This window comes from Desulfomicrobium aestuarii, from assembly GCF_055385525.1.
Genome location: NZ_AP042427.1, coordinates 2,182,743 through 2,198,246 on the forward strand (window position 1 = coordinate 2,182,743; position 15,504 = coordinate 2,198,246).

The 15,504-nt window shown below is 64.8% G+C and carries 13 protein-coding genes; 9 read left to right on the top strand and 4 right to left on the bottom strand.

The window, feature by feature from the left end; genetic code table 11:
• Window positions 1–68: 68 nt before the first annotated feature.
• Window positions 69–1,292, bottom strand: a complete 1,224-nt coding sequence (locus ACZ5AC_RS09775; protein ID WP_464247429.1) for a type II toxin-antitoxin system HipA family toxin — start codon at window positions 1,290–1,292, stop codon at window positions 69–71.
• Window positions 1,289–1,591 (bottom strand): helix-turn-helix domain-containing protein, encoded by a 303-nt coding sequence (locus ACZ5AC_RS09780; protein WP_464247430.1) that lies wholly within the window; start codon window positions 1,589–1,591, stop codon window positions 1,289–1,291. The genes ACZ5AC_RS09775 and ACZ5AC_RS09780 overlap by 4 nt, the downstream gene beginning before the upstream one ends.
• A gap of 288 nt (window positions 1,592–1,879) precedes the next feature.
• Here ACZ5AC_RS09780 and ACZ5AC_RS09785 point away from each other — a divergent pair, with 288 nt between their 5' ends.
• The 3 genes from ACZ5AC_RS09785 to rsgA all read left to right on the top strand — a co-directional run bounded on the left by ACZ5AC_RS09785 (window position 1,880) and on the right by rsgA (window position 4,038).
• Window positions 1,880–2,155 carry a CD3324 family protein gene (locus ACZ5AC_RS09785; RefSeq protein ID WP_464247431.1) on the top strand — a complete coding sequence of 92 codons (276 nt, stop codon included), beginning with the start codon at window positions 1,880–1,882 and terminating at the stop codon, window positions 2,153–2,155.
• A gap of 114 nt (window positions 2,156–2,269) precedes the next feature.
• Window positions 2,270–2,980 carry an SAM-dependent methyltransferase gene (locus ACZ5AC_RS09790; RefSeq protein ID WP_464247432.1) on the top strand — a complete coding sequence of 237 codons (711 nt, stop codon included), beginning with the start codon at window positions 2,270–2,272 and terminating at the stop codon, window positions 2,978–2,980.
• Between the two features lie 8 nt (window positions 2,981–2,988).
• Window positions 2,989–4,038, top strand: a complete 1,050-nt coding sequence (gene rsgA, locus ACZ5AC_RS09795; protein ID WP_464247433.1) for a ribosome small subunit-dependent GTPase A — start codon at window positions 2,989–2,991, stop codon at window positions 4,036–4,038.
• 141 nt (window positions 4,039–4,179) lie between these two features.
• Here the strand turns inward: rsgA and ACZ5AC_RS09800 are convergent, their stop codons facing one another.
• Both ACZ5AC_RS09800 and ACZ5AC_RS09805 read right to left on the bottom strand, forming a co-directional pair.
• On the bottom strand, window positions 4,180–4,677 hold the full coding sequence (locus tag ACZ5AC_RS09800; protein WP_028575900.1) for a 4Fe-4S dicluster domain-containing protein: 498 nt from the start codon (window positions 4,675–4,677) through the stop codon (window positions 4,180–4,182).
• A complete protein-coding gene (locus tag ACZ5AC_RS09805; protein WP_464247434.1) occupies window positions 4,674–5,756 on the bottom strand; it encodes an FAD-dependent oxidoreductase in 1,083 nt (360 codons plus the stop codon). The genes ACZ5AC_RS09800 and ACZ5AC_RS09805 overlap by 4 nt, the downstream gene beginning before the upstream one ends.
• 308 nt (window positions 5,757–6,064) lie before the next feature.
• Between ACZ5AC_RS09805 and hcp the strand changes: the two genes are divergently transcribed.
• From hcp to mdoH, 6 genes are all read left to right on the top strand, one after another.
• Window positions 6,065–7,672 carry a hydroxylamine reductase gene (gene hcp, locus ACZ5AC_RS09810; RefSeq protein ID WP_464247435.1) on the top strand — a complete coding sequence of 536 codons (1,608 nt, stop codon included), beginning with the start codon at window positions 6,065–6,067 and terminating at the stop codon, window positions 7,670–7,672.
• Window positions 7,673–7,842: 170 nt separating this feature from the next.
• Window positions 7,843–9,219: a YihY/virulence factor BrkB family protein gene (locus ACZ5AC_RS09815; RefSeq protein ID WP_464247436.1), complete on the top strand. Its 1,377-nt coding sequence runs from the start codon at window positions 7,843–7,845 to the stop codon at window positions 9,217–9,219.
• Between the two features lie 241 nt (window positions 9,220–9,460).
• Window positions 9,461–11,044 carry a nif-specific transcriptional activator NifA gene (gene nifA / locus ACZ5AC_RS09820; protein WP_464247437.1) on the top strand — a complete coding sequence of 528 codons (1,584 nt, stop codon included), beginning with the start codon at window positions 9,461–9,463 and terminating at the stop codon, window positions 11,042–11,044.
• Between the two features lie 247 nt (window positions 11,045–11,291).
• Complete coding sequence (locus ACZ5AC_RS09825) at window positions 11,292–12,836, top strand: OpgD/OpgG family glucan biosynthesis protein (RefSeq protein ID WP_464247438.1); 1,545 nt, start codon at window positions 11,292–11,294, stop codon at window positions 12,834–12,836.
• A complete protein-coding gene (locus tag ACZ5AC_RS09830; RefSeq protein ID WP_464247439.1) occupies window positions 12,836–13,324 on the top strand; it encodes a hypothetical protein in 489 nt (162 codons plus the stop codon). The genes ACZ5AC_RS09825 and ACZ5AC_RS09830 overlap by 1 nt, the downstream gene beginning before the upstream one ends.
• A gap of 70 nt (window positions 13,325–13,394) precedes the next feature.
• Window positions 13,395–15,491, top strand: a complete 2,097-nt coding sequence (gene mdoH / locus ACZ5AC_RS09835; protein WP_464247440.1) for a glucans biosynthesis glucosyltransferase MdoH — start codon at window positions 13,395–13,397, stop codon at window positions 15,489–15,491.
• Window positions 15,492–15,504: the final 13 nt, after the last annotated feature.

Consider the following 15,504-nt stretch of genomic DNA (forward strand, 5'->3'; position numbering starts at 1 on the left):
TTGTCGCCATGAGAGGCCAAAATTAGACTTGGACAAAGATCAAATTGTCCAGCTCGTGACAGCCGGCCTCACAATGCCATCATGCGCGCAAACACGCTCCGAAGCCCGACCACGTTCTCATCCGACACCCCGGCCTCATCCGCCAGGACAGGCCATTGCTCCACCGCTGCCCGGACCTCCTCGTACATGACGGCCATGTCCCTGTCCCTGAGCCCCTCGCCCCGGCCCACGGCCAACAACGCGGACCTGCCCGGCGTCTTGCCCTGCCCCTGCACGGTCATGGAGTGTTCGCCGCCCGGGCCGGGGGCAAAGGTCAGGTCATAGGCGGGAGCCAGCCGCCAGTCTCCGGCCTCATTCAGGCAGAAGGAAACGTTCTTGACGTGATCGTCCCGGTTGTGGGTCAGGACGTTGAAAACCATGCGCCGAAAAGCCTGACGGAGATCCTGGTGGTTTTTGGTCAGGATGCGCACGACCTTGAGAAAATCTGCGTAATCACAGCTGGGTACGCGGAAGTTGGAATGGATCAGGTTGCCCAAGGTGTGCGTGTGCACGCGCCGGTTATCCTGACGGTCAAAGCGCCGCACGCCGAAAAAGCGTTCCCTCCCGGCCTCGAAAAGGCGCGTTTCCGGCATGACGAGCCCTGCGGCGGTAGCCATGCGGGCATAGGCGAACTCAATGGTACCGGCGTCCCGGTCATCCTGCCGGACCGGAAATTTGATGATCCAGGGCGAAAATCCCTCGGGCAGTTCCCCGTGCCCCGAGATCAGCCGGTCACCCTGCACGCCGACCAAGACCTTGGGCCGTGCTCCGCCCGGGCTTCCTCCGGCCCGTTGCAGCAGGGGCAGAGCACTTTGCACATCCCCGTCCAGAACCTGGACCGCTTCCCGTGCCAGGCGACCCAGGTCGAAGCTCTCGTTCAGGTCATCCTCGCGCGGCATGGCCGGTTCATAGACCAGCGCGCCCATGGTTTCCGAGCCCAGGTAGGCCAGGCGCTCCAGAATGCCGACCGCGTGGGGATCGCGACCGGTACGGCGGAAGGCGCGGTCCATGAGCAGAAGCCCCCAGCCATCGGGCAGGGAATCATCGAACAGGCCGAATAAAGGGCCGAAGGCGCGGTCCGTGTGTTCGTGCAGACCGGGCACGGGCGGCAGCTTGAACGGCGAAAGCCATAGGGGCGCGCGCAGAAACTCTGGATCATACTCGAAGAACACGCTGCCCCGGCTTTCGGCCAACTGGCCCACCGGACGCCTTTCGTCGGGCGTGTACTGCAAAAGAACCCGCAGTTTGTTCATAAGCGCCCCCGCTTGGGAGCCTTTTTCTGCGAGGCTTCCAACTCCTGGATGGATGCGGCGGGGGCAGGGACGAACAGGGAGGTCAGTTCCTCCAGCCGGTCCAGGGTGAAGGCCAGTTTCAGCAGATTTTCCAGGGAAATATGCCCGGTGCGCTCGAACCGCTTCACGGACGCCTCGCTCACGCCGGACCGTTCGGCCAGGGTGGCGCGTTTCCAGTTTCGGCGCAGCCGAAGAGCTTTGATCCGTTCGGCCAGTTGGCGGGCAACGTCTTCGGGAGTGTGCAGGGCAAAAACATTCATAAGATAGAATAAGATCCTTTAATGATATTTTTTGCAATTAATAGATCTTATTTTGCCTTTTGTCCATTCACGTCAGAGCCCTCCGCAGAGAGTGACAACGCACCCTCCCCGCGCTATGCGAAATTCCGTTCGGGACGACGTCCCACTGCAACCTTCAACCCCGGAGTCTGGATGTTCAGCGCATCAACGGATTTTGTCGGCACGCTCCGCAGGGGCGACGCCCGGTGATCTGACCGGGTCCGTGGCCCCTGCCCCGTCCTCAACCCGCGCATCACGAGGAGGAGCATCATGGGCTACACCAACGCCACGGAAGTCTTGCCGAAAACCGTTCTGGAGGCAGTGCAGAAGTATGTCGACGGCCAGTGCGTGTACATCCCGCGCCGGGATGACCGCAGGAAGGCCTGGGGGGAGCGCACGCAGACGCGCGCGAACATCAAAGCCAGAAACCGCGAGATTCATGCCCGGCACGGCCGGGGCATGGGGGTGCGGGAGCTGGCCGAAGAGTTCTTTCTCTCGCCCAAGACCATCGCCAGGATTCTTCGCGCACGAACCGCCGGAAGGTGAACACAGCGCCACGGGCCAGCCCCGTGGCGCTTTTTCGTTTCACAACCGTTCCGGGGCGCGACGGACGCGCAGCAATCGTGTACTCCGCGATCAAACACATACGGAGACACGACCATGACCTTTGACTCGACCACACTGTTTTCCCGCCAATTCCAGCTTGAGACCATGATGGGGCCCAACTGCCTGCGCATCCTGGACGAACTGCTCGCCCGCGCCGATCTGCCGCCCGAGGCCCGCGTGCTGGACCTGGGCTGCGGCATGGGCCTGACCTCCATGGCCCTGGCCAGGGGGTACGGCTACACCGTGACCGCCGCCGACCTGTGGATCCCGGCCGAGGACAACGCCCGGCGCTTCGCCGAAGCGGGCCTCTCGGACCGCGTCACTGCCGTGCACTGCGAGGCCCGCGCCCTGCCCTTCGAGCCGGAGTCCTTCGACGCCGTGGTCTCCATCGACGCCTGGCACTACTTCGCCGCGGACTCGGCCTTCCTGGGCACGCACCTGCTTCCGCTGCTCAGACCCGGTGGACTGCTCGCGGTCGGCGTCCCCGGCCTGCGCCACGCCTTCGACGCCGTGCCGGCCGACCTGCGCCCCTACTGGGTGGACGGCATGAACTTCTGCACCCTGCAGTGGTGGCGGGAGCTGTGCCTGCAATGCACGGGCCTGACCCTGCGCGACGCCTTCCACATGAACTGCCATGACCGGGCCTGGGCCGAATGGCTGGAGAGCGACAACGAGCACGCCAAGACCGACGTGGTCATGATGGAGATGGAAGGGGGCCGCTACTTCGCCACCCACGGCCTGATCGGCGAAAAGCGCAGCTGGTGAGGCCCGGCATGACCCTGGAGCGTCTTGGTTTCGATCACTGGTTCGCGGCCCGGACCCGAGACATGGACGGCCGCTCCCCGGCCAGGGTCTGCGCCGTGGACCGCGGATCGTATCGCGTGTGGAACGAATCGGGCGAGGTGGAGGCGGAGCTGTGCGGAAAGCTCTCCTACCTGACCGACCGGGCGGAGGACCTGCCCTGCGTGGGTGACTGGGTGTCGGCACAGTATTACGACAACGGCCGGGCGGCCTTCATCCATGAGGTCCTGCCGCGCAGGACCTTCCTGCGGCGCAGGGCCGCGGGAGAGAGCGGCGCGGAGCAGATGATCGCGGCCAACGTCGACACGGCCTTCATCATCCAGGCCTGCCATTTCGACTTCAACCCCAACCGGCTGGAACGTTACCTGGTCATGGCCGCGGACGGCCGGGTCCAGCCCGTCGTCCTCCTGACCAAGACGGACCTCCTCGGCCCGGGGGAACTGGAGCGCATGCGCGCCCTCGTGGCCGCAGTGACCACGGCCCGGGTCATGGAGGTCAGCAGCGTGACCGGCGCCGGGTACGACGAACTTCGGACGGCCCTGGAGCCGGGAAAAACCCACTGTCTGCTCGGCTCCTCGGGAGTGGGCAAGACGACGATCGTCAACCGTCTGCTGGGGCTGGACGCCTTCGCGACCCGCGCCGTCAGCGGCACGGGCGAGGGCACCCACACCACCACCCGCCGCCGGCTCATCCTGCTGGAGTCAGGCGCCATGCTCATCGACACGCCCGGCATGCGCGAACTGGGCGTCCTCGGCGGCGGAGGCAACGTCGACGCGGGCTTCGGGGAGTTGGCCGTTCTGGCCGCGGCCTGCCGCTTCGCCGACTGCACGCACCAACGCGAACCCGGCTGCGCCGTGCGGGCCGCCATGGAGCGCGGCGAACTGCCGGCGGAGCGCTTCGCCAATTACACGAAGCTCAAGAAGGAGTCGGACCACGCCGCCATGTCCGCCCTGGACCGACGACGGAAGGACAAGGCCTTCGGCCGCCTGGTCAGGTCGGTCCAAAAACGGCCCAAGGGCTGAACAGTCCCGGCCTCACCCGCAGCCCGCATGCAGCCCCCTTGAGCGCAGCACGCACCCGAGAAACAGCAAGGGCCCGCTTTCCATCGAAAACGGGCCCTTGATTTTTTCCGCGCAGCCGGCTCCGGCATCACCGGGAGCGGTTCATTTCCCAGGCATCTTCAGATGTTCCAGGACCTTCTGGTGCGCCTGCTTCGACTTCTCCGTCTCCAGGGATGGGATCTCGTCGCGGTCCACGTAGCGGATGGCCGCGCAGGGGCACATCTCCACGCAGGCCGGGCCCATGCCGACCTGGCGACGCTGGGCGCACATGTCGCACTTGGCGACCATGACCCCGCGGTCCGTCTCGAACATGGCGCTGTGGGGGCAGGCCAGGATGCAGTTCTTGGTCTGGCAGCCGCGGCAGAGCATGGGTTGCAGGATGACGGCCCCGTCCTTGTCCTTCTTCAGGGCGCCGCGCGGACAGGCATTGGCGCACTTGGGATTTTCGCAGTGCAGGCAATAGAGGGGCACCATGACCCCGTCCACGGTGCGCGTCATGTGGATGCGCGAGGTGTCGTGGGTGAAGCGGCACACGTATTCGCAGGTCTCGCAGCCGATGCACAGGCTGTAGTCGATGTAGAGGGTCTTGCCGCAGCTCATGCCTGCCTCCCGAATCCGGCCTCGTTGGCCACGAGGTCGTTGTAGTCGTAGGCGTCCAGGCGGTCCTGGGCCTTGAGGTCCAGCCAGTTGGCCAGGGACCGGGCCGCGCGCAGGCCGCTGTAGACCGCCTTGCCGATCTTGCTCGGCCCGCTCAGGGCGTCGCCGGCCACGAAGACGTTCTCGATGGCCGTCATGTGCAGCCAGCGCACCTCGCCCTTGCGCACGTTCTCCAGGCCCAGCTCCTTGGCGAAGGGCGGCGTGGCCACCTCGCCGATGGCCGCCACCACCAGGTCCACGGGCAGGACGATGGTTTCCGGCCCGTCCTTGCCGGGCCGCGAAATCTCGAGGCCCTCGACCCTGCCCTCCCCCAGGACCCGCACGGGGGTGCTGCGCTCCAGCCATTCCACGCCCATGGCCTTCAACTGCTCGATCTCGAAGGAACCGCACGGGGCTTCGCGGCTGGTGCGGCGGTAGATGTGGTAGACCTTGGCCGCGCCGAGGTGGATGGCGCTGTGGGCCACGTCGATGGCCGAGTGGCCGGCGCCGATGACGGCCACGGCCTTGCCCTGCACGTCGGGCAGCTTGACGTTGGGCGCGCTGTATTTGACGGCGCGGATGGGGAAAAGGAACTCAAGGCCCGAAAACACGCCGGGCAGGTTCTCGCCGGGGATGCCCAGCTTGCGGGAGCGCCAGGAACCCGTGCAGATCATGATGGCGTCGTGCTTCTTGACCATGTCCCCGAAGCCCAGAATCTCGCGGCAGAAATGGTCGCCCTCCTCGTCGTGCAGGGGGCCGCTACAGCAGATCTTGGTGTGGGTGTGGAAGATGACGCCGCCCTGCCGCTCCAGCCTGCGCGCTCCGAGGTCGATGCGCTCCTTGGGGATGCGGTAGCCGGGGATGCCGAAGAGCATGAGGCCGCCGGGCTTGGGCAGCTTGTCGTAGACCTCCACCTGATAGCCCAGGCAGGACAGGTAGCCCGTGGCGGCCAGGCCCGAAGGGCCGGCGCCGATGATGCCGACGCTGCGACCGTTGGGCATGGCCGGCTCCGAGCACAGAAAATTGAAGTTGATGGGGTCCATGAAGTCGCTCCCTTTGGCTGGATGCACGTATGCTCAACGTCTGTGCCGGGGCCGGTACTTTGTCAAGAAAGAGCAATCGTTCACAAGGGTTCGGTCCGCGGCGCGAGGACAACACGTGTTTTTTGACATGGGTCAAAGCCGGGGGCGAGGCACCTGCGTAAAGCTCTTTTCAACGGGGACGACATGGCCGTCCCGGCGCAGGGAAAATCGCTTTTTTGACATGGGTCAAAGCGCCCGGCGCGGGTAGCCCGTAAACCCCTTTCTCAACGGAAACGACAACACCATCCCAACCATGGAGGTTACTCCTCATGTTTTGCAACCAGTGTGAACAGACTGCCAAAGGAACCGGCTGCACCAAGGTCGGCGTGTGCGGCAAGCAGCCCGAAGTGGCCGCTCTCCAGGATCTTCTCATCTACGCCCTGCAGGGGCTGTCCGAAGTGGCCGTGCAGGCCCGCGCCAAGGGCGTGTCCGACGCCGGCCTGAACCGTTTCGTCAACGAAGGCGTCTTCTCGACCCTGACCAACGTCGATTTCGACCCGGCCCGCTTCGAAGTCCTGATCAGGGACGCCGTGGCCCGTCGCGAGGCCCTCAAGGCCAAGGCCGGCGTCAATGTCGCCACCCCGGCCGCCACCTTCGCCCCGGCCGCGACCCTCGAAGGACTTGTCGCCCAGGGCGAACAGCACAATATCTCCGAAGCCCTGGAAGCCCACGAGGACCTTCGCTCCCTGAAGCAGATCCTGATCTACGGCCTCAAGGGCGTCGCCGCCTACGCCGACCACGCCGCCATCCTGGGCCGCGAGGACGAGAGCGTCTATGAATTCGTGCAGCGCGCCCTGGCCAAGAGCCTGGACAAGCTGGGCCTGGAAGAGCTCATCGGCCTGTGCATGGAGTGCGGCCAGATCAACCTTAAGGCCATGGAACTCCTGGACGGCGGCAACACCGGCACCTACGGCCACCCGGTCCCCACGGAAGTCCCCCTGGGCGCAAAGAAGGGCAAGGCCATCCTCGTCTCCGGCCATGACCTGAAGGATCTGGGTCTGCTCCTGGAGCAGACCGCCGGCAAGGGCATCAACATCTACACCCACGGCGAGATGCTGCCCTGCCACGGCTACCCGGAACTGAAGAAGCACCCCCACTTCCACGGCCACTACGGCACGGCCTGGCAGAACCAGCAGAAGGAATTCGCCGAGTTCCCCGGCGCCATCCTCATGACCACCAACTGCATCCAGAAGCCGGTCGAGTCCTACAAGGGCAACATCTTCACCACCGGCCTGGTCGGCTGGCCCGGCGTGACCCACGTCGGCAAGGACTTCTCCCAGGTCATCAATAAGGCCCTTGAAATGCCCGGCTTCGCGGCCGACGAGGACAAGGGCAGCGTCCTGACCGGGTTCGCGCGCAACGCGGTCCTGGGCGTGGCCGACAAGGTCATCGCCGCGGTCAAGGGCGGCGACATCCGCCACTTCTTCCTGGTGGCCGGCTGCGACGGCGCCAAGCCCGGCCGCAACTACTACACGGAGTTCGTGGAGAAGGTTCCGAGCGACTGCGTGGTCCTGACCCTGGCCTGCGGCAAGTTCCGCTTCTTCGACAAGAAGCTCGGCGACATCGGCGGCATCCCGCGCCTGCTGGACGTCGGCCAGTGCAACGACGCCTACTCGGCCATCCAGATCGCGGTGGCCCTGGCCGGTGCCTTCAACTGCGGCGTGAACGACCTGCCCCTGTCCATGGTCCTGTCCTGGTACGAGCAGAAGGCCGTGGCCATCCTGCTGACGCTGCTTTCCCTCGGCATCAAGGGCATCCGCCTCGGGCCCAGCCTGCCGGCCTTCATCACCCCGAACGTCCTGAACGTGCTGGTCGAAAACTTCGACATCAAGCCCATCACCACCCCGGACGAAGACCTGAAAGCCATCCTCGGCTAGCCCCAACCGGCCAGCCATCCTCCACAAGGCCCCGCCCCGCGCGGGGCCTTTTTCGTGCGCTCTGCAAACAGGGTCGCCGTCAGCCGTCTGATTCCGCACTCCCCGGTTGACAGCGCGCATGGTTCATGGCCACAGAATCGGGAAGCGTCTCAACGCAACCCGGACACAGCATGGACGAACGCACCAATCCCCTGAACCGCCTCAATGACTCCCTGACAGCCGCGCTGTGGCGAGCCCGCCCCGGGCACGGACCCGTCCCCTGGATCGCGGTCCGCCTGCTCCGCACCCTGTTTCTGGCGGCCAAAGGCTTCGAGGCCAGACAGGGCCCCCTGCACGCATCGGCCCTGACCTTCTATTCTCTGCTGTCCCTGGTTCCCCTGGCGGCCATGGCCTTCGGCGTGGCCAAGGGCTTCGGCTTCGAGCAGATGCTCGAGCGCGAACTGCTCAGGCATTTCGCCGCGCAGCAGGAAGTGGTCCTGCAGGTCATCGGCTTCGCCCGCAACATGCTCGACAACACCAAGGGCGGCCTCATCGCCGGCGTGGGCGTGGCCGTGCTGTTCTGGTCCGTGATCAAGGTGCTGGGGCGCATTGAGGAGAGCTTCAACCTCATCTGGGGTGTCGCCCCGCGCCCCCTGATGCGCAAGCTGAGCGACTATCTGACGGTCATGATCATCGGCCCGGTCCTGCTCATCATGTCGGGCAGCGTCACGGTCTTCATCGCCTCGCAGGTCTCGGCCCTGTCCTCGCAGGTCGGACTCGAAAACGTGGTCGACCCGGCCGTGTCCCTGGGTCTGGCCCTGGCCCCGTACATACTGCTGTGGGTCCTGTTCGCCCTGGTGTACCTGATCATGCCCAACACCAGGGTGCGCCTCGGCAGCGCCGTGCTCGGCGCGGTCCTGACGGGCTCTGCCTACCAACTCCTGCAGATCGCCTATGTCCGGTTCCAGATCGGGGTGAGCAGCTACAACGCCATCTACGGCAGCTTCGCGGCCCTGCCCCTGTTCCTGGTCTGGCTGCAGCTGAGCTGGATCATCGTCATCTTCGGTGCGGAAATCGTACACGCATTCCCCGATTCGGACTTTCCCGAGGCCGAAGCCGGCTGCGCGTCCCGCAGCATCTCGCAGACGCGGGTGCTGGCCCTGGCCATATGCCACGAGGTTGTGAGCCGCTTTCACCGCGGCGAAGCCCCCCTGAACGAGGAGGGACTGGCCGCCGCGCTGGACACTTCCGTGGCCGAAGTGCACGAAATGGCCGACATGCTCGACCAGGCGGGAATCCTCCGCCGAACGGCCGACGAAGAAACGCCGGCGTTGCAACCGGCCCGCGACAGTTCCGTCATCACGGTTCAGGATGTTCTCACGGCCGTGGACAACGCCCACGCACGCAAATTCTTCCCGGACCGCCACCCGAAAATGGCGGCCATGGCCGACTGCCTGCGCAGGCTCGGCTCGTCCTCAGATGGAATGCCGACCACGACACTGTTGCGCGACGTGCCGCTCGAAAACTCCGAAGCGCCGGATGATGGGACATCGGGCGTCGAAAATTAATCATTTTTGTGCAAAATAATCCAGAATGCCAGAGACAATTACGAATAAAGTCACAAAAAAGTAAATTTTAACCTATTGCCAACAGCCTGTCGCCGTGAAGTTTTCCGGAATATTCTCGTGACTCGAAGCGACCGCTAAAAAGACAATTTTTTTCTCGTTTATATCCGGCATGTTGTCAGCGAGGGCAGCCTGAAACCCATCTGTTCGGGTGGTGCGGCATCCTTGTTGCTCATGTCGCGTCATGAGCACGTCCACCTGTTCCACCGAACTGCGGGTTCTGCTGGCCATCAGCAAGGTCATCGACCAGGCCCTGGATCTGGAGAGCGCCCTGGAGTCCATCCTCAAGATCCTCTCGGACACCATGAGCATGCGACGGGCCACGGTCACCCTCTACGACCCCCAATCCGGACGCCTGGCCATCTCCACGTCCTACGGCCTGTCCGACCAGGAAAAGCGACGCGGCGTGTACCGCATGGACGAGGGCATCACCGGGACCATCTTCCGCACGGCCAGGCCCTACGTGGTGCCCGACATCTCCATGGAACCGCTCTTCCTGGACAAGACCGGCACCAGGCGCATCAGCCGCGAGCGCATCTCCTTCGTCGGTGTGCCGATCCTCCTGCACGGCAGCCCCATCGGCGTCCTCAACGTGGACCGGGTCTTCACGGGCCAGGAGCAACTCGACGCCGACACGGAGTTTTTGAGCGTGGTGGCCACCCTCATCTCACAATTCCTGAGTCTGAACGAAAAAGTAAAAAACAGGGAGGCAGCCCTCAAGCAGGAGAACACTTCCCTCAAATACCAGATCGCCAAGGAGAACCACGGCCCCTACATCGTGGGCAAGAGCCAGGCCATGCTGGAGGTCGAGCAGTACGTGGGCAAGGTCGCCACGACCAAGGCCACGGTGCTGCTGCTCGGAGAGTCGGGCACCGGCAAGACACTCATCGGCCGCATCATCCACGAACTGTCCGACCGCAAGACCCATCCTTTCATCAAGGTCAACTGCGCGGCCATCCCGGAAAATCTTCTGGAGGCCGAACTCTTCGGATACGAAAAGGGCGCCTTCACCGGCGCCAACAGCGCCAAGCCTGGCCGTTTCGAGGACGCCCACCTGGGCACAATCTTTCTGGACGAGATCGGGGAGCTGACCTTGACCCTGCAGGCCAAACTCCTTCGCGTCCTGCAGGAGCGGGAGTTCGAACGCATCGGCAGCAACCGCACGCGCAAGGTCGACGTGCGCATCATCAGCGCCACCAACCGCGAACTGGACCTCCTGGTCTCCCAGGGCCTCTTCCGCGAGGACCTCTACTACCGACTGAACGTCTTCCCGGTGCGCGTGCCTGCCCTGCGCGAACGAAAGGAGGACATCCCCCGCCTGCTGAACCACTTCCAGAAGGAACTGGAGCGCGAGTACGGGCGCAGTCTGACCCTGACCGCCGAGGCCCTGAACCTTCTCCTGGGCTACGACTGGCCCGGGAATGTTCGCGAACTCGAAAATCTCGTGGAACGCCTCGTCATCCTGACCGACGACAAACCGGTGGAAGCCGAGTTCATCCGCGGCTTCCTGAACCCGGAAACACAACGGCCCCATGCCGCACGCAGCGTCCAGGAGCAGCCGGCCCCACCGGCGGAGCAGTGCCAGCCGTTGCGGGAAACGGAGCGCAAGGAGGTGGTGGCGGCCCTCAAGCGCAACGCCTGGATCCAGTACAAGGCCGCGCGCGAACTGAACCTCACCCCCCGCCAGATGGGCTACCGCGTCCGGAAGTTCAACCTGGAGGAACTCATCGCCAAAGGGCGCGTGGAATCCCGCAGACAGCAGCCGTGACCCCAGGGCCCGGCCGGACGTCGTGCACCGATCTCCCTCCTCCGGCCGGGCTTCCTTCTTCACTTTCCCCCCACATCCGTGCTATGGACAGCGCAGGCGCGCAACGTCCGGTCGACGGCCCGCAAGCAACGCCTCGCAAAGGTTCGCGACTTGCCTCTTGACGAGCGCCTCCGAAAAGCACAAGGGGAGATACCGAAAATTGCCCGCACCAGTCAGAGTTTCATTTCAGGGAGCACAGCGAATGTTCATGCGATTCAAAGCGTTCGGCCTTGCGGCCGGACTTTTTCTTTTTGTTCTGACCAACCAGGCCCTGGCCCAGTCCGCTTCGTTCGGATTTGAGAATGTCGAAGCCCTGGCCAGGGAGCTTGCGGCCAAGCCCTTCGAGGACAACCAGGGCCAGGTCCCCCAGATACTGCGCGACATCTCCTACGACCAGTGGCGCGACATCCGTTTCGACCCCGAAAAGAGCCTGTGGCGCGACGAGAAGTTGCCCTTCGAACTGCAGTTCTTTCACCCCGGGCTGTTCTACGACCGCACCGTAGCCATCAACATCATCGACAAGGACGCCCCCTCGCGCCTGGACTTCGACACAACGGCCTTCAACTACGGCAGCAACGACTTCGCGGGCCAGATTCCCGCGGACATGGGCTATGCGGGATTTCGCATCCATTCGGCCATCAACACCAAGAAGTACCTCGACGAATTCCTGGTCTTCCTGGGCGCCAGCTACCTGCGCGCCGTGGGCAAGGGGCACCACTACGGGCTTTCGGCCCGCGGCCTGGCCGTGGACACGGCCGAAGCCACGGGCGAGGAGTTCCCCTTCTTCAAGGAGTTCTGGATCGTGAAGCCGGGCAAGAAGGACAAGAGCATCGTCATCTACGCCCTGCTCGACTCGCGCCGCGTCACGGGCGCCTTCCGCTTCGACGCGACGCCCGGCGCCGAGACCGTCATGGACGTCCAATCGGCCATCTTCCTGAGGGAGCCCGTGGCCAGGCTCGGCATCGCCCCCCTGACCAGCATGTTCATCTTCGGCGAGAACTCGAATCCGCGCGTCAGCGACGACTTCCGTCCCGAAGTCCACGACTCCGACGGCCTCATGGCCAGGTTCGAGAACGAGGAATGGCTCTGGCGCCCCCTGCAGAACCCCAAGACCCTGGCGGTCAACGTCTTCAACGCACCCAACATCCGCGGCATGGGCCTCATGCAGCGCGACACGGACTTCGACAACTACCTCGACCTCGAAGCCAGATACGAGGCCCGGCCCAGCGCCTGGGTCGAGCCCAAGGGCGACTGGGGCCCGGGACAGCTGCATCTGGTGCAGATCCCGTCCCCCGAGGAAATCCACGACAACATCGTCTCCTTCTGGGCACCAGATGCCAGGCCCGAACCGGGCAAGTCCCTGCGCTTCGACTACAGGACCCGCTGGACGTCGCCGCAACGCGTGACGTCGCCCGAGGGGCAGGTCATCTTCACGCGCACGGCCAAAGGCAAGGGCGAAAGGTCCCGGCTCTTCGTCCTCGAATTCGCGGGCGGCAAGCTCGACGACCTGCCCGACGACGCCGCCCTGGACGCCAACGTCTGGATCGGCGAGGGCGGAAAGCTTCTGGAAAAACGCGTGTACAAGAATCAGGTCACGGGCCACTGGCGTCTGGCCTTCGAGATCGAGCCGGACGCCTCGTCGGGCCTTTCCCTGGTCCTGTCGGACAAGCGCCCTTTCATCGAGATGCGCGCCACCCTGCAACATGGCATGGCTCCGCTGACGGAGACATGGTCCTACGCCATCAAGCTGTGATGAAGAAAGAAACGGCTGACCCATCAGGCCAGATCGGCCTTCAGGACATGTTCCGCCCCCCGGTCGAGACCCCGGCCATGCTCCTGGAGGCCCGCATGGAGGCCGCCGGCCGCCGCATGGCCGTCTATCTGAGGCACCTGCCCCTGCCGGAAAGGACGCGGCACGAACTGGCCCTGGCGGCCCTGACGGAACTGGCCAAGGATCCGGGCGACAACCCGGCCCAGGCGGAAGCAAGGGGCATGAGGATTCTGCGCGGCTTGCTGGCCGAGCAGACGCCTGCGTTGCATGTCGTTCCGAGCCCCGGAGTCCGAAGAAGACACATGAAGCCCGAGGAGATGGACCGCCGCCCGTGGGTGCGGGTCTACCTGAGCTTCATGCGGCCGCTGTGGATCATGACGGCAGGCTTCTTCAACACGGCGCTGATCGACTTCCTGCTCTATGCGCTGCTCCTGGCCGGGCTGCGGATCATGGACTTGCAGCTGCCCTGACCCGCAACGCCCGACATTCCCGCAGTCGCGCCCGCGTGCGCGGCAGCGGACGACTCCTCGAAGGAGAGACATGAAACGCGAATTTCTGAACGAACCGTGGCGCAAGATCGCCGCGCGCCGCAGGCTCCTGCTCCTGATCCTCGTCCTCGCTCCGGCCCTGACCGCAGCCTACGTCATGGGCGGCCTTCTGCCGCACAAGGGGCGGACGCTCCTGGAAGCGTCCATCATCGCCGTCTACTGCGTGCTCTTCATCTGGATATCTCTGGGCTTCTGGACAGCCCTGGCAGGTTTCTGGACCCTGCTGAAGAGGGATGACCGCTTTGCCGTGAGCCGGTCGCGCGGGGAACTCGATGCACCCATCCGGCAGAACGTCAGGACCGCCATCCTCTTTCCCGTCTGCAACGAGGACCCCGAGCGGATCATGGCCGGCATCCAGGCCGTGTGGCGCTCCCTGGCCCGCCTAGGCGCCGCGGACCGTTTCGACATCCACATCCTGAGCGACTCCAACGACCCCGAACGCTGGGTTCAGGAAGAGGCCGCCTGGAACCGCCTCTGCAACGACCTCTCGGCCCACGGACACATCTTCTACCGGCGCCGGCGCATCAACCTCAAGCGCAAGAGCGGCAACGTGGCCGACTTCTGCCGCCGCTACGGCGACCACTACACCTACATGATCGTCTTCGACGCGGACTCGGTCATGTCCGGCGAGACGCTCATCCGCATGGTGCGCATCATGGAACGCAGGCGCAACGTCGGTATCCTGCAGACAGCCCCGGCCTGCACGGGCCGCGAGACCTTCATCGCCCGCGCCCAGCAGTTCGCCAACAGGGCCTACGGGCCCATGTACGCGGCGGGCCTGCACCACTGGTTCCTTGGCGACGCGCAGTTCTGGGGCCACAACGCCATCATCCGGGTCAAGCCGTTCATGAAGCACTGCGCCCTGACGCGCCTGCCCGGCAAGCCGCCCCTGGGCGGAGACATCATGTCCCACGACTTCGTGGAGTCGGCCCTCATGCGCCGCGCCGGCTATTCGGTCTGGCTGGCGTACGATCTCGAGGGCAGCTACGAGGAAGTGCCGCCGAACCTCCTGAACGAACTCAAGCGCGACCGCCGCTGGTGCCAGGGCAACCTCCAGCACCTGCGCCTGGTCTTCACCCGCGGCATTTTCCCCGGGCACCGGGCCCTGTTCCTGAACGGCGTCATGGCGTACGGCTCGGCGCTGCTGTGGTTCCTGTTCCTGGCCCTTGCCACGGCCGAAGCCGTGTCCGAGGCTCTCGTCCAGCCCGATTACTTCACTCCAACCAAATCCCTCTTCCCTGTCTGGCCGGTCTGGGACCCGATCCCGGCCCTGAGCCTTCTGGCCGGAACGGCCGTGGTGCTGTTCCTGCCCAAGGTCTGCGCCCTGCTCCTGGCCCTGATCAAAGGACGCCGCAAACAGTTCGGCGGCTTTTTCGCCCTGTGCGGCAGCATCCTGACGGAGGTCGTTCTCTCGACCCTCCTGGCACCCGTGCGCATGCTCTTCCACAGCAAGTACGTCTTCCTGACCCTCATGGGCATGGGCATCGGCTGGGGCACGCAGCAGCGGGACGACGAGGGCACGAGTTTCTGGGACGCCCTGCGCTTCCATGGCGGCGGCACGCTCCTGGCCCTGGTCTGGGGAGCGGCCCTGTTCCAGATCAACCGCGTCTTCTTCTGGTGGAGTTCACCCCTGGTCATTTCGCTGCTGCTGTCCATCCCGGTGTCCATGATCACCAGCCGGGCCGAGGTCGGCAGATTCCTGCGCCGCCTGCGCATCTTCGTCACCCCCGAGGAGGTGCGCCTGCCGCGAGAATACGAGGATATCGAAGCCTACCTGCAGACCACGTCCAACGACCGCGGCGGCTTCGGCATTCCCTCCGAGCAGGGCTTCGTACGCGCCGCCGTCGTCCCGGCCGTCAACACGCTGCACCGCAGCCTGCTGCGCGGCCCACGGTCCCTGGCCCCGGAGATCGCCAAGCGCCGGGACGCCCTGCTGGACCGCGTCCTGCAGCACGGCCCTGCAGCCCTCAACAAGAAAGAGCGCAAAGAGCTTCTCTACGACGGCGAACGCATGGAACGGCTGCACCACGCGATTTGGGAACTCCCGGCGGAGACTCTGGAAAAGCTGTGGAGCGTGCGACTGACTTGACGAAACGCCCGCC